The organism is Bhargavaea beijingensis (genome assembly GCF_900101985.1).
Taxonomy (GTDB): domain Bacteria; phylum Bacillota; class Bacilli; order Bacillales_A; family Planococcaceae; genus Bhargavaea; species Bhargavaea beijingensis.
This window is the reverse complement of record NZ_FNAR01000001.1, coordinates 43,066-57,716: the sequence shown is the minus strand read 5'-3', so window position 1 is coordinate 57,716 and position 14,651 is coordinate 43,066. Positions and strand designations below refer to the sequence as shown.

The window sequence follows — 14,651 nt, the reverse complement described above, 5'->3', positions numbered from 1 at the left end:
AGCGTCCGCCTCCAGTACCTTGCTTAACCAATTACCTCTATCTTGTTTACCATGATAGCAGACAGAAATGCCCTCGTCAACTAACTTGCTAAACAAACTACCGGCATAGAGAAAGCCGCCCGGCTGTTGCCGGACGGCTGATTCAGCTGTTCAGTTTTTGCGGATGACCGAGTAAAGCGCGGACCCGACAAGGTCGCCCGCTTCCTTGAGGCGTTCCTGGCTGACAAACTCGATGGTATCTTGAGGTGTGTGGTAATACGGCTCAAGTGCCGCTGTTCCCGGTTCGCGGCGGATAAAGTTCACCGCCGGGATGCCCGCCTCGTGGAAGTTGACATGATCCGAGGAGCCCCGCTTGTAAAGGACAAGCTCGGAAGGCGTGCCGATCCGTTCCTGCGCGGAAAGCGCGGCCTCGGTGACGATGTTCGGCAGGCCGTCAAGCGTGTTCATATAGATGGCGGTCGCATTCTCCCAAGCGGTGCCGACCATGTCCATATTGAAGTTCGCGATACTGCGGGACACCTCATCTTCGGTCAGGGTCGAAACGTAATGGGCGGAACCGACCAGGCCGATCTCCTCTGCCCCGACAAACGCGAAGCGCACTTCCTTGTCAATCGGATAACTCTTCAGCACGCGGGCGATTTCAAGCGCGGTTGAGGTCCCTGTAGCGTTGTCACTAGCACCCGGCGCCAGCGGCACGCTATCGAAGTGAGCCGACACATGGACGATGTCCGGATTGCTGACATTCTTCGGTGCGCGAGTCGCGATGATATTCTGGGACGTCTGTCCGGTCAGTGCATCCACTTTCAGTGTGACCGTCCCGCCAGTGGCGACGACGTCTTCAAGCAACGCTTCGCCGGACACTTTCTTGATACCCGCGACCGGAAGCGGCGCATCCCCGCCGATGCTCAGATTCGGCGGCCCCGAGGCCTCGCTATTGTCATAGATGATCACACCGGCTGCTCCTGCAGCGGCAGCATTGTCGATCTTATCCCGGAACGAAAGCTCGCCGCGGCTGATCAGCGCAATCTTTCCTTCCGCCGCTTCCGTAAAGTCATCCGGATAGCCGAAGCCTGCATCGTAGAGCTGGGCTGTCAGCCCTTCCTCTGGTGTTTCCCCGGAACCCGATGGGAAGGTTGCTTTCACTTCGTCACCGTTCGATGTAGCCAAGTGCCCTACCATCTTGTCAGGGATGCTGAATTCCTGGACTTCAATTTGATAGCCGTAGGACTCCAGCCGCTCACGGATCAGGGAAGCCGCTTCCCGCTCCTCCGCGGTCCCGGCAACACGAGGCCCGATCGTTTCGCTCAAGTACCGGACATCCGAATAGATGCGCTCCGCATCAATCCTCGAAATGATCTTCTGATCAAATGCCGCCGGATTGCCCGGCTTCGCCGCCTCGGCTGTGGCCTGCCCTCCAAAATCCGCCGGCATCATCACGACACCGGAAAGCAACAGTGACGCCGATAGCGTCAGTGCCGCAAATCTGCTTTTCTTCATCTTCCATTCCCCCTCTTCGATTCTTGTTCCATCCGAGGGATTCGTTTTTGAGACTCTATCCTCCTGCCAGAGAAATGAAAACGGTTACAACCTCACATTCAAGATTCGACACTAGAGGTCTAAAGACCCGCAACCGTCGGCGACAAAGGTCCTGTTACTTATTATCCCGGTTGTTTCTCATGGCCATACACCGGCCGGACAGACAAAATCCGGTCAATTTTAAAGGTGCGCCGCTCCTGCCTGAGGAAGCAAAACGCCGTCACGGTGTCCTGCCGGAGGCGCAACAGGCGTACACGCCGTTTTGTAATGCTTCCGTCCGATCCGATATAGATCATGTCGGCCAGCTGGTGCCGCTTCATACAATTCATCAACAGTCCGTGCATCCTGTTCCCTCCAACAAGAACGTTTGTTCCCATTATATGCGAACTTCTTCTTCTTCACAACCCATTTCACTCAGGAGGGCGCAGGTATTTTCTGCCGTGCTGAAGATTGGCGAATTCTTTTCTGTTAGCCTCTTCCATTCTTTATTCGATTAGGCTAAACTGGTGCGCGGGCCGCCAAGCGGCGCCATACTCCAAACCGTAAGGGGTGAAAAGCATGTGGAATGACTTTAAGGAATTTGCGTTCAAGGGAAACATCGTCGACTTGGCCGTCGCCGTCGTCATCGGTGCCGCCTTCGGGAAAATCGTCTCTTCCCTTGTTGAGAATATCATCACTCCGCTCATCGGGATTCTTGTCGGCGGCATCGACTTCACCGGACTGAAGTTAACTGTCGGAAACGCGGAAGTCACCTACGGCATCTTCCTGCAAAACGTCTTCGACTTCATCATCATTGCCTTCGCCATCTTCATGGCCCTGCGCCTCCTCACAAAGCTGAAGCGCGAGAAGGAAGAGGAAGTGGTGGAAGAGACGGAAGAAGAGCTGACTGTTCAGGAAGAACTGCTCCGCGAGATCCGCGATTTGCTGAAGGAACAAAAAAACAGCTGAGAAAACAAAAGAAACCCGCTCCCGATACGGATCTTTCCGTGGGGAGCGGGTTTTAATAGCTATTATATTACCTTGTAACAAGCTCGTAAGGAATTCCTGTAAGTGGGTTTACTCCGCCCAAGACGAGGCCAAATACACATGCGCCCATCATGATTGTCATGAAGATTTTTTTCTTCATTTTCCCATCCATCCTTCCGTGTGATTTAGTCCAGTATAGCATGAAAGATTCAATGTAAATATGCAATTATGCATATTTAGAACTTTCTTCAAGTGACTTATGTAGCAGTTTCGCGATGTACGCCTCTTCCTCATGGCTTATTCCCAGGCGGTTATTTGTATCATGAAGGTAGTGGAACAAGAATTCTTCGAAGGGCGGAGACGGAATCAGCTGTTCCTCCACCTGATGGCGAACAGAAGTCAACTCTTCGATGAACGGCCGGATTGTGCGGAGCAGGTGGACGTTATTAAGCGAACGAGTCCACTGACTGCGGAACTCCCGCTCATTTATTGCCACCGCCTGATCCAAACTTTCTTCAAGAGCCGGGTCTGCACAAGTTTGGATGCAGTGGTCTGCATACTTTTCCAAGAATCGGGTAGCCGCAGCTGTACTGCAAAGCCCGGACCGGATCGCCTGATGCATCAGAAGTGTGACTGCCGCCGCACGGTCTGGGCCTCCCAGCAGTTCATTTTCAATGATAAAGAAGGCAAGGTCAGTCGACCTTTTAAGGAGCAAATCGGGCCATACAATGCCCGCTGCGGAATTTTCTCCGAAAACCGGTTCCCGTTTATATGGCCGGACAGCCGGCTGCTGCTCAGCCGGACCCCCAGCCAGCGGCCGCCCTCTTCTTCGTTTTGGTTTTTCCTCCCCGATCTCATGGAGCAGCAGATTGCAGTCATGCCGAATGCGGTAACGCAACCGCTCAGCCACTTCATCACAAAGAAGGAACCCGGCCATAACGTGATGCCCATGATGATCTTCACGACGGAGGTAATAGTAGTAGTGGACCTCCCCAGTCAGATCAGACGCCAGCGGCATAACAATCTGATGGATCACTTCGTCCAGATGGTATTCATATTTTGGATAGAACCGATAGATGTGCCATTCTTTTTCTCGCTGCATGTTCATCCTCCATTCAAACCCACTTTACAGCTACCTTAAACTCTGTGACGCATGGCTGACCGGATCGACCGATGGCATGTGCACCACGCTCCGGAAACACCTCGGTCAAAATCAGCAGATCACCTTCCGAGAAAGATTCCGCGAAACGCCCGAATAGGCGCGGACTGCCGAAGTGAATGTAACGCTCCTTGGTGCCGTTGCAGGCAGCTGTCGGGTATTTCGCGTCGACCACCGAAAACATCACCTCTCTCGGTATCCCTTTTCGCACCCGCCAGTCATGGAAGCGGAGGTAATAGTCCGATTCAGCTTCCCCTGTTTTCCTTAACGGAATTTCCTTAGTGGGTATCCGCCATTCTGCTGGAGCCTTTACTACCCGGCCAGCTGTCTGCCGCTGGGCATATCCCGGTCTCATCTTGCCGCTCTGACCGTTTTTAATGTATACCCATGGATTACTCAGCTTCAGGAAAAGCCGGACGCATTCCGGAAGCTGATGAACGGGGATTTTTCCGTTATACACAGGGGCGACAGGGGTTCCTTCGGGACCTAGGATGGTGAGCGTATCAGACTCTTGGTCATGGGAGATTTTGAGATCGTGCAACGTCAAGAACGTTCCGCTTCTGCCTGCATACTGGCGGTCTGTCGGCCAGAGCAACCGTTGTCCGCCATAACGATTCTCCCCGCCCGTCCAGCCGGATCCGTATGAGAACCAGAGCGGCTCAGCATTCGGCAGCAACTCCCGTACCCACTGTTCTTCCTCAGTTATGATTCCGTCCTGCAAGCACTCGGCAAGGATCTGGTAGTCCCCCCGTTTCAATGCCTGTTCGGAACGGGCCGCCACACGGAACGAAAGCGTGCCATATGGTACCAGCTCAGACGGACCGAACGGTTTCCGGATTTCTGTTCCTTCGGCAGCCCGTTTGGCATCTTCCTCGGCAATTGCTGCTTCCTCTGCAGCATCCAGCCTTGATACGCACTGGGTAAGGAATGCGAGAATTTCACTGCATTCGCCACCACGGCCGTACTGTTCTGTAAACCAGCTGGTTATAGTATCTGTGACTCTTGAACGGACAATGGAAACCCCCGGCTCTTTTGCGTAAGACACCAAGTCTTCTAGAACAGATTCAGGCAGACCGATCGGCTTTTCTTTGCAGGATTGGTGCTCCGTGAACCAATCCCCCTTTGCCAACCGGCCTGTCAGGTGTATCCGAAGAATCCCGTTAATTCTTTCAACTGCGCGATCAGCCTTTTTCCGGAGTTCCTTCAAAGCAGCCGGACTACAGGTTTCCATTTTATTCAGCAGGACTTCTAGGAGCAAAAAACATCTGCGGAGCCTTCTCGCTTTTGGTGAATTAAATTTTGTAACCATCACCCCAAGGCCCTTGAGCGGGGATATCTCTGCCTGTTTTTCAGGCAACACGGGCAACAGAATTTCTTTCGACAACAAATCCGTAAAGGCCATCTTTCCGCCGGCTTTTTGTAGTGAACGAATCCAATCTTTCTTTTTTCGTACAGTTCCTTTCTTCAGATGGCCAGCAGCTTGATGGTCAACCCGATAAACGTATTCATTAATAATCGGGGAACCACCGACTTCAATGCCATCTGCGACAAGCAGTCCCGCCTTCCCTTTATGGTGGACGAGCCCATCGTTCACTCTGAAGGAAAACCCTTCGTTCAGGCTGTCATCACACGCTAAAGCATGAATCCAACAGTCAACCAGCATTTGCCTGACGCGGACCTGCGACAAGACTTCTTCCATTACATTGGCCGATTTATCCCCCAAGCGGAAACGGACCTCTGTTGTACCGGATTCGGTCCTTTCTACAGTTGAATTCAGTAAATACGTAAGGATGGTGTCAATGGTGCTTTCTTGCAATTCCACGGCGTCATCAAGCAACTGCGGATGCTGCAAGACAAGTTTTCGGTGGAGAGCAGGAATTTTTGTCATGCGGGCAAGTTTTGCATCAGCCTGTTCTTTGCCCATCCGGTAGATCAGCTTGAACCGTTCGAGGGCATCATCCATTTCCGCTTTTCTTTTAACCCACAACTGTACAATCTCCCAATCTCCTTCGCACAGTTCGGGCAATTTCCGCTCAAGTTCTTCAACTGTTTGCATCCCGGTTCTGGTCAGTACAACCTCGACGGATTTCCAAGCTTCTGAGACAGCGGCCCGATGTCGGGACAGCCGTTGGATCAGGTTCATCGAAGCAGATAGGACAAGGGAGTCAATGACTGAAGCCGGCAGATCATGCACCTGCGCAACGGCAACTTCTGATAAACGGACGGAAGTTTCTGTTCGGTTCAGTTCCAGTTTCATCTTCCTCAATCCTTTCTTCGTGGCTTGGACAGCAAACATATTTTCGTACACAGTTGACAAACTGCGGAAATTTTCCGTTACTATAGAGAGAGGACAGCTGGCATCCGGCTGTACCATTTGCCAAAAGGGTGATGGACAATGAATCAGGTTCGCCTCGGTATGGAGATCCGGAAATGGCGTAAGATCCGCAAGATGACCCAAAAGCAACTGGCAGACGGCATTTGTAACCAATCGGAGATTAGCCGCCTGGAAAAAGGTGATTCTTATCCAAGTATTGATACGATGCAGGCCATATCAATGAAGCTCAAATTACCTCTTTCATACTTCTTCGAAGTCCTAATTCATGACGACTTTGAAGAAAAAGAAAAAATGCTGGATGAAGTTAAAAACTATTCAGCGAAAAAAGACTACGAAGGGCTATACCAATACACTCAATTGCAGTTAAACAGTGGAAAGTTTCTACACCCTGAACTCAAGACATATCTCGAGTCTTATTATTTTGTCTGTCTTTACTACTTGAAAAAGCATGACTACCGATATTGCGTCACTGAACTCTATAGACTGACAGATGTAAAAATCGATGGAATGGACGTTCTTCTCAAAACACGTATCAAGAATGCTATAGCAATCATTCTTGCTGAAAATCATAAATTCGATGAAAGTATGAAGATATTTGAAGAAATACTACAAGAGCAAATGGCTTCAGATGAGTATGAAGTTATGAAAATCACGATTTTGTATAACGTAGGAAAATTACGGTATGAACAGAAAAATTATGACAAAGCGTTAGATGTAACCGAAGAAGGAATTCGTCTTTCAATTGCCCAACGTGAGATGTCAGTATTTGGTCAGCTCTACTACCAAAAAGGAGCGATTCTTGAAAAACTCGGCCATCCAGACTCCGAGATTTCGGAGAATTACCAAAGGGCGCTATTTTTCTTCGACCTCCTGGGTCTCGACTATTACAAGAAAATTTTACAGGAGCACAAGATGCAGTATCTGGCGGCCGGGAGTGTCTGAATCTTTCCTACCTACTACTCTACACAGTTTTTAGCAACAGAAATATGTACTTACGCATATCGACGTTTTTTTTGGATTTTCTTTCGGAAACGAGGAAAAACGGCTGCTTTCCGCCTTTGTTTCAGGGCGGGAGCAGCCGTTTTTCGGTTTGTCAGAACATGCTGAGGTCGTATTTTTTGGACATTTTCTCCATCAGGTCCCAGCCGGCGACACTGTTGCCGCGGTCGTCGAGGGCGGGTCCGAAGATGCCGATGCCGCAACGTTGCGGGACGGATGCCATGATGCCGCCTGAGACACCGGATTTGGCCGGAACACCGACGCGGATGGCGAATTCTCCGGAGGCGTTGTACATGCCGCAGGTGACCATGAAGGTTTTGCAGATGCTGGCGACCCGCGGCGGCAAGATCATTTCGCCGGTGTCCGGGTGCTTGCCGTCCATGGCCAGAAGCAGCCCGACTTTGGCGAGCCCGATGCAGTTCAGCTCAATTGCGCACTGCTTCGTGTAAAGTTCGATGACCGTCTCCACTTCTTCTTCGATGACGCTGTGCTGTTTCAGGTAATACGCCATCGACCGGTTCAAGTCGGCAGTCTCGAGCTCTGACTGGGCCACTTCCTCGTTGTAGCCGATGCCTTCTTCACCGATGATGAGCTCGGTCAGCTGGATCAGCCGTCCGAGCCGCTCCTCGATGCTATCGCCTTTGATCATCGACGAGACGGCGATGGCACCGGCATTGATCATCGGGTTGAGCGGCTTGTGGGGAGCGATCGTCTCGAGCTTGATGATGGAGTTGAAGGGGTCTCCTGTCGGTTCCATGCCGACTCGCTGGAAGACGTATTCCTCTCCGTTGTCGAGGAGCGCAAGCGCAAGTGCGATCACCTTCGAGATACTCTGGAGCGTCGATTTTGTCTCGATGTCCCCCGCGGAATAGCAACTTCCGTCAGGAAACGCCATTGCGACGGACAGCGAGCTCAGGTCCGCCTTGGCCAACGCGGGAATATAGTCTGCGACTTTTCCTTCTATCGTATGTACTTTCGACTCCTGCACCAGTTGGTACAGTTCCTCGTCGGAACGGCAATCCATGGCAGTTCACTCCTTTTAATAATGACATCCTGCCGACAGTTTACCCGTTCATGCACTCATCAAGCCAGCCGTTCGTTGCCGGGCTCGCGGGCTGATGATATAATGAAGCTGAATTGCCTGCAAAGGAGTGGAGACTGACATGTGGTTCGTTATTATCCTGGCCATTTTATTCGGGTTCATCAGCATCGGTACGATTGCAGGCCTTGTCCTGACTTTCACAGGCAGCAACGACTGATTCTGGACATTAAAAGGGACTGTTCCGCGCATCGGCTTATGCCGGTTTGCGGAACAGTCCCTTTTCTATTCGGATTTTCCGGCCATGACTTCATACTTGTCTGTGTCCTCCGGCCGCCAGCCGGCGTCCAATTCGGATGTGGACAGGCCGAATGTCATCTGCAGATGCGGATAGTCCTTGAAGCCGCTCCAGTCGCCGCCCCATTCAAAGCCGATTTCCTTGGCAATGTCCGCGACTTCGAACCAGTCGCTTTTGCCGTTGCCGTTGCCGTCGTAGCCGGTATCCCAGACCAGGCGGCCGTCCGTCGTCCGGATCGCATAATCGACTGCAAGTCCATAGTTATGATACGACTGGCCGCCCCTTGCATGGGTGACGACGGGTCCGTAAGCGGTTCGCCCTTGTGCAAAAAGCTGGTTTTGCTCATCATGGGAGCGAAATCCGTCGGTGATTTCAATCCGGATCCCCCGCTTTGCGGCCATACCGGCAAGCTCTTCCGTCTTTTGCCCGACAATCGGATGAAGGCCTTCCGGAAGCGGGCGCGTCTCCAATTCTTCACGAAAATCAAGTTCACGCTGAACAAACATCCAGATCCCGGCCGCCACCACCGCAGCGATCACCATGCCCGCGACATTGCCTGCGAGGGCGGCAGGATGCTTTTTCCCGTTCTTTTTTCCGATTCCGGAAGCCTCCCTTCTCTATCGTCTTAAAATCCGGTTTCCGCATGCCGGACAACCGGCCGGCTGATAGGGGTCCACCTCTTAACTTTTTCGTCAAAATCCGTGACGTCCCCTGTGGTGCAGAAAAGGTGCTCCCCTTCAGGTGCAACTGCCAGATCTCCGTTTTCCCTCAGCACTTTTGCCGCATGTGCGACCGTCGCACGGGCCGGGTCGACCAGATTGACGTCGCGCCCCCATACACGGCGGATCTGCTGCTCGGCAAGCGGATAGTGGGTGCAGCCCATCACGAGCGTGTCCACCTGTTTTTCGCGGAGCGGATCCAGATACTCTTCCAGGGCTTCCGTGATGGCTTCTTCAAGCGTTCCTTCGTTCTCCAGATAAGAGACGAGTTTCGGACAAGCCTGTTCATAAACACCCAGGCCATCCCGGTTTTCCAGGATGTTCTTCCGGTACATATGGGACTCCACCGTCCTCTGGGTGGCAATGACGCCGATCCGCCGGTTCAGCGTCGCCCGGGCGGCCATTTCTGCACCCGGCTCGATGACCCCGATGACAGGGACATCCATCCTTTCTTTGAGCTCGTCCAGCATCAGAGCCGATGCCGTATTGCAGGCAACAATGAGCATCTTGAGCTCAAACTGCTCCAAAAATCGGATGACTCCGAAGACGAGTTTTTTGATCTCATCCGCACTCTTGTTGCCGTACGGGCAGTTTCCGTGGTCGCCCACATATATGATCCGTTCATCGGGCAGCCGGCCGAACAGCTCATTGGCAACAGTCAGCCCCCCGCTTCCGGAGTCGATAATTGCTATTCTTTTCATCGTTTTAACCCTCTTACTTATCTTTTTGCTCCTCACAAAAAAGCAAAATAGAATGATCCTTCCATTGTAACGTATTCGGTGCTGTTTGGGTTCCCTGAAGCACAAAAACAGGCCCCGTCCATGACGGAGGGGCCTGGTTTCACGCGGTGATGTCCCGCTTTGAAAAGACGAGATAGCTGACAATCAGGAACACGGCGGCGTACGCGCCGAGCACCGCAGCGGCAAATGGCAGAGTCACGTCTTCAATGAACGTCATGCCCTGTGCGAGTGCCACGAGATCGTGGGAGAAAAATAGGTACTTGGCGATTTCATAGCGGCTCAGCAACGCCGAAACCGTGTTGCCGGTAAAGAAGATGAACAGCGACAGCCCGATGGCGAGCGCGCCCGAACGGAATACGCTGCCGATCATGAAGGCGAACGTCGTGTAGACGATGATGTTCAAAAAAGCGAGGAACAGGTGGTAAAGCGTCAGCGTCCATACCGAGACTTCAGTCACTTCCCCGCCCTGCACCGCCAGCTCCGTCCCTCCGTCCGCAGCAAACAGAAGATACGACATCACGACCGAGACCACAAAGCCGACCAGCGTGAGCAGCGCGCCGAACAAAGCCGTGGCCGCGAACTTCGAAGTGAGCACTTTCCACCGCTTGACCGGGCGGGCAAGGAGCATCTTGATCGTCCCGTCAGAAAACTCTGTCGCGACGATGCCGGCCGCGACAATGATGGCGAACAGCATGGCAAGCGTAGCGATACCCGATGAGTCTTTGATCATCTGCTGCCGGCTGAAGCTGCCGTGCGGCTCCACACCTTCCGCAAGCCGGTATTCCACGATCTGGAGCTCTTCTTTCAGGTCTGTCTCGCGGGAGTCGGAAAGGCCAGGGGCAGCGAGCTGCGCGGAGATATCCGCGTGCTCGGCTTCCGCCATCACACGCCAGTCCGGCGCGTCCGCCTGGCCCTCAGCCGCGACGTCTCCGCTTTCTGCACGGTTTCCTTCCATTGTGGAGATCCACTTGGTCAGGCCCATCATTCCGGCAATACCGACGACGAGAAGAATGGCCATGGTCCATGTCGCTTTTTTGTTCCAAAGCTTCATCCATTCATTTTGCAGCAGTTTCAGCAATCTGTCCGCCTCCCGTCATTTCGATGAATTCGTCTTCGAGCGTCTTCCGGTGAGGACGGACCGCATACAGATTGAGGCCGCCGGCAATCACGCTTTTTGCGAGTTCCGGTATCCGCTCCGTACCTTCTTCGATGATGAATCCGGCGCCGGATTCAACTGGTTCGTAGCCCTTTGATTCGAGGACTGCCTTGAGCTGGTCCGCCGGCTGTGCCTCTATGTAATGGTGCGGCCGCGTGTCTCCTTTCATCTCCCGGATATCAATCAGCTTGCCATTCTGGATGACGGCGATCCGGTCACACATCAGCTCGATCTCGGACAGCAGGTGACTCGAGACGAAGATCGAGACACCCGCTTTTTCCGCGAGGCTCCTGAGATACGTCCGGAATTCCCGTATGCCCGCCGGATCAAGGCCGTTGGTGGGCTCATCGAGGATCAGAAACTTCGGATCGTGCAGCAGCGCCTGTGCAAGGCCGAGGCGCTGGCGCATGCCGAGCGAATACGTACCGACCTTCTCATGGATGCGGTTCTCAAGACCCACTTGCCGGACCACTTCCATGATGCGTTTCTTTGTCACGCCCCTGTGCATGCGGGCAAAATGGACGAGGTTCTTGTACCCGGTCATGTATTTGTACATTTCCGGATTTTCTACGATGACGCCAACGTTGGACATCGCCGCCTCCAAATCGTTCTGTACGGACTTGCCCGCGACAAACACCTCACCCGAAGTCGGCTTCATGAGCCCCGCCATCATGCGGATCGTTGTCGTCTTTCCCGCGCCGTTCGGCCCGAGAAATCCGGTCACCTGGCCCGGATACAACTGCAAGTTCAGATCGTCAATAATTTTCTTGCCGCGGATCGTCTTCGAAAGGCGCTTTAGTTCCACTATCGGCTCAGCTTGGTTTGCCAAACGGCTCACTTCCCTTTTCGTAGAGTGTTCGCATGTATGCGGCCAGGCCGCCCGGCTGCGCCATCCGGATGTCTTCCACCTGGTCATGGGCGGCGATCCGCCCGTTTTTGAGTACGGCGATTTCATCGAGGAGCGGAGCGACATCATGCAGCTCATGCGTAGACATAATGACGGTCTGCCGCTCGGGGTCGGTAAACCGGATCAGCCCCTTCACGATCATTTCCCGGACCATCGGATCAAGTCCCGAAAACGGCTCATCAAGCAGATAGGCATCGGCTTCCCTCCCTAATGTCGCTACGATTTTGGCACGGCCCCGGTTTCCTTTTGAGAGGTTTTTCAGCTTGGTTTTCCGGTCGACGTTCAGGAATTCCGCTGCTTCAAGCGCTTTTTCCATCGAGAAGTCCGGGTACTGCGACTCTTGGAAGCGGAGCAACTCATCTGTTGTAAAGTACGGATAATACAGATCGGCATCCGCCATATAGGCGATCTGACTTCCCGCCAGCGTCCGGGTAATCGGCAACCCGTTCAGCAAGACCTCCCCCGAGTCTGCTCCCATGACGCCCGCCATGATTTTCAGGAGTGTCGATTTGCCGCTTCCGTTTTTCCCCGCAAGGCCGATGATTTTCCCCCGCCCGAAAGTCGCGGTTACACCGTCCAGCGCCCGGCGCCGGCCGAATGACCGGGTCACCCGCTTGATCTCGATCATCGCTCTCTCCTCCTCATGGACTCCGCAATCTCTTCTTCCGTGAAGCCAAGCGCCTCAATGTCCCGGATAAAGTCATCGATCAGCTGCGCCTTCTTCTCCTCTCTCAGCTGTCCGAGCCGTTCCGCGTTCTCCGTGACGAACGTCCCCTGGCCCCGCTTCGTTTCGGTAATGCCCATCCCCTCCAGCTCCTTGTACACACGTTGCATCGTATTGGCATTGACGCCGGCCTCGACCGCGTATTCTCTGACCGAAGGCAGCTTTTCTCCCGGCTGCAGGATGCCCCGGATCAGGTCACCCGTGATCCGGTCGATCAGCTGCTGGTAGATCGGTTTATCCGGCAGAAAGTCAAAACTCATTCATCGCGCCACCTTCCGGTTAAAGATATAGATGGCGAGCAACACGCAGAAGACAGTCTCAATCACGGCAAGAAGCATGCCGCTTGCCGTGACTACTCCTGTGATGTCCAGCGCCCAGTCATTGATCCGGTTCAGCTTTTCCGAATACCTGAACGGCACCTCGCCGTACCCGGCAAGTTTCTGATACGGTCCCCACGTTGTGATTTTGTCCCAGATATATAAGGTTCCGATGAGCATCGCGCCCGTTATCACGATGGCGATGACCCTGTTGGCTTTTTTCATCCACTGATAGATCGTCCAGAACAGGATTACGAGTCCCATCTGGATCATGCCGAGAAAAAGCGATACGGATCCGATCTCAGCCAGGAACCCGACGAACCAGCCGGCCGGGACACTTTCCGGCAGCCCGGAACTGCCGCTGAAGATGAGGATGAAGAGGTTTGCCAATGCCAGCACACCAAAGACAAGCAGCATGGACACGGCCGTCATCAACACGGCGAAAAACGCCTTTGCCCCAATCAGAACACTGGTTGGCACCGGAGAATGCAGCCAGATATCCGGTCGTTTCATGTCAGTCGTCAGGCTGATCACTAGACTTACGGCCGGCATGTAGCTGAGTGCCACCATCCATAAGCCCATGATGATCGCGGCGATATTCATCACCGGGAAATCAGGCACCACATAACGCTGCAGCAAAAACGGTGCCACCCCGATGCTGAGCACGGTGGCGATGACAAGAAGCGCCATCCCGGGACGTGCCAGCACCCATTCTTTCCACAAGAGCCCTTTCCATCGGCTCATAAAACTCCACTCCTTTGGTTTTCATCCGTGTACCGGTGCATTAGTTATATAGTACACTGGTATTCAGGAAAGGCGCAAGGCTTTCATGGAGATTTTTTGAAAAAGTTGGTTTCCTAATTAAAAACGCCAGGCCCCGGGTGGGTCTGGCATCTTTGTTTACACCTTATAGAAAGTTCTCCGCCACAATCTCGACAATCAGCAGAAGCGTGACCAAGCGAAGAATCGGCTTGACGAACCGCGGATTGATCTTTTCTGCGATATGGACGCCGACCCGTGCGCCGGTCAGCGATCCGAGCATCAGCGCGATTGCGACCGGCCAGATGATGTGGCCCGATGTAATGTAGCCGATCGCCGCTCCGAATGCGCTCGAGAACGTGGCGACCCGGACGAACCCGATCGCCCGGATATAGGAAATGTTCAAATGGCCGAACAACTGCAGGAGGATGGTCGCCTGGCCGGGCCCGAAAAGCCCGTCATACACGCCGACACCAAACAGACTCGAAACGGCGGTCTTGCTCGGGGTCAGCTTCGCATCACCGCTGAAATCCCCTTTTGAGAAGAATGAGAAAATAAAAGCCGCGACCAGCAGCACCGATGCAACCGTCAGCATCGTCCCCTCGCTCAGTCCGTTCGCGATAAACCCGCCGGCAAGACCGCCCGAAACGGACACCGGCATGATCCAGTACAGTTCCCTAAACGAAATTTTCTTCCTCAGGAGGATTGTCAGAAACGTCGAGAGCGAACTGACCGTATTGGAGATCTTGCTCGCCCCGACTGCGGCGTGGACCGGTATGCCGATCAGCAGCATCGCCGGCAGCGTGATCAGCCCGCCGCCTCCGGCGAGCGTCCCGATCGTCACCGCCACGAGCCCGATAAAAAACAGTCCGATGTATTCCATCACCGCACCCCCTTAAATTGGTAATATTAGTATACGACGAACTGTCCGATAAGGAAATTAGATTGTTTTTATGTACTTACATAAGAATTTTTTATCATTCATTCATTTGAAAGC

At 53.4% G+C, this 14,651-nt stretch carries 15 protein-coding genes; 2 read left to right on the top strand and 13 right to left on the bottom strand.

All coding sequences use genetic code 11. The features are described 5' to 3' along the window. Window positions 1-150: 150 nt before the first annotated feature. Window positions 151-1,497, bottom strand: coding sequence for a M28 family peptidase (locus BLT01_RS15480; protein WP_092092834.1), 1,347 nt, complete (start codon window positions 1,495-1,497; stop codon window positions 151-153). Window positions 1,498-1,658: 161 nt separating this feature from the next. Further along, window positions 1,659-1,880: a WYL domain-containing protein gene (locus BLT01_RS00310; RefSeq protein ID WP_092092830.1), complete on the bottom strand. Its 222-nt coding sequence runs from the start codon at window positions 1,878-1,880 to the stop codon at window positions 1,659-1,661. Between the two features lie 214 nt (window positions 1,881-2,094). Here BLT01_RS00310 and mscL point away from each other — a divergent pair, with 214 nt between their 5' ends. Further along, window positions 2,095-2,484 (top strand): large conductance mechanosensitive channel protein MscL, encoded by a 390-nt coding sequence (mscL, locus tag BLT01_RS00305; RefSeq protein ID WP_092092826.1) that lies wholly within the window; start codon window positions 2,095-2,097, stop codon window positions 2,482-2,484. Between the two features lie 244 nt (window positions 2,485-2,728). On the opposite strand, the gene BLT01_RS00300 is transcribed toward mscL, so the two are convergent. Next, window positions 2,729-3,604 (bottom strand): lantibiotic dehydratase C-terminal domain-containing protein, encoded by an 876-nt coding sequence (locus tag BLT01_RS00300; protein WP_176764974.1) that lies wholly within the window; start codon window positions 3,602-3,604, stop codon window positions 2,729-2,731. 13 nt (window positions 3,605-3,617) lie between these two features. Continuing rightward, window positions 3,618-6,149 carry a hypothetical protein gene (locus tag BLT01_RS00295; RefSeq protein WP_176764973.1) on the bottom strand — a complete coding sequence of 844 codons (2,532 nt, stop codon included), beginning with the start codon at window positions 6,147-6,149 and terminating at the stop codon, window positions 3,618-3,620. Between BLT01_RS00295 and BLT01_RS00290 the strand changes: the two genes are divergently transcribed. After that, a complete protein-coding gene (locus BLT01_RS00290; RefSeq protein ID WP_176764972.1) occupies window positions 6,111-6,938 on the top strand; it encodes a helix-turn-helix domain-containing protein in 828 nt (275 codons plus the stop codon). The genes BLT01_RS00295 and BLT01_RS00290 overlap by 39 nt on opposite strands. A gap of 151 nt (window positions 6,939-7,089) precedes the next feature. On the opposite strand, the gene glsA is transcribed toward BLT01_RS00290, so the two are convergent. The 9 genes from glsA to BLT01_RS00245 form a co-directional block, all read right to left on the bottom strand. Next, a complete protein-coding gene (gene glsA / locus BLT01_RS00285; RefSeq protein ID WP_092092807.1) occupies window positions 7,090-8,019 on the bottom strand; it encodes a glutaminase A in 930 nt (309 codons plus the stop codon). 300 nt (window positions 8,020-8,319) lie between these two features. Then, window positions 8,320-8,874 carry a M15 family metallopeptidase gene (locus BLT01_RS00280; RefSeq protein WP_092092802.1) on the bottom strand — a complete coding sequence of 185 codons (555 nt, stop codon included), beginning with the start codon at window positions 8,872-8,874 and terminating at the stop codon, window positions 8,320-8,322. An 83-nt stretch (window positions 8,875-8,957) separates the two neighbouring features. Further along, window positions 8,958-9,752 carry a glutamate racemase gene (gene murI / locus BLT01_RS00275; protein WP_092092797.1) on the bottom strand — a complete coding sequence of 265 codons (795 nt, stop codon included), beginning with the start codon at window positions 9,750-9,752 and terminating at the stop codon, window positions 8,958-8,960. A gap of 139 nt (window positions 9,753-9,891) precedes the next feature. Then, a complete protein-coding gene (locus tag BLT01_RS00270; RefSeq protein ID WP_092092794.1) occupies window positions 9,892-10,869 on the bottom strand; it encodes an ABC transporter permease in 978 nt (325 codons plus the stop codon). After that, window positions 10,847-11,776 (bottom strand): ABC transporter ATP-binding protein, encoded by a 930-nt coding sequence (locus tag BLT01_RS00265; protein ID WP_092092790.1) that lies wholly within the window; start codon window positions 11,774-11,776, stop codon window positions 10,847-10,849. Before BLT01_RS00265 ends, BLT01_RS00270 begins: the two co-directional genes overlap by 23 nt. Continuing rightward, complete coding sequence (locus BLT01_RS00260; protein ID WP_092092787.1) at window positions 11,760-12,482, bottom strand: ATP-binding cassette domain-containing protein; 723 nt, start codon at window positions 12,480-12,482, stop codon at window positions 11,760-11,762. Before BLT01_RS00260 ends, BLT01_RS00265 begins: the two co-directional genes overlap by 17 nt. Beyond that, entirely contained in the window at window positions 12,479-12,838 is a 360-nt protein-coding gene (locus BLT01_RS00255) for a GntR family transcriptional regulator (protein WP_092092783.1), read from the bottom strand. Before BLT01_RS00255 ends, BLT01_RS00260 begins: the two co-directional genes overlap by 4 nt. Next, the gene (locus BLT01_RS00250; RefSeq protein ID WP_092092779.1) at window positions 12,839-13,639 is read right to left on the bottom strand and encodes a hypothetical protein; all 801 of its coding nucleotides are present in this window, start codon (window positions 13,637-13,639) and stop codon (window positions 12,839-12,841) included. It abuts the gene before it with no gap. 163 nt (window positions 13,640-13,802) lie between these two features. Beyond that, entirely contained in the window at window positions 13,803-14,537 is a 735-nt protein-coding gene (locus BLT01_RS00245; protein ID WP_092092776.1) for a sulfite exporter TauE/SafE family protein, read from the bottom strand. Window positions 14,538-14,651: the final 114 nt, after the last annotated feature.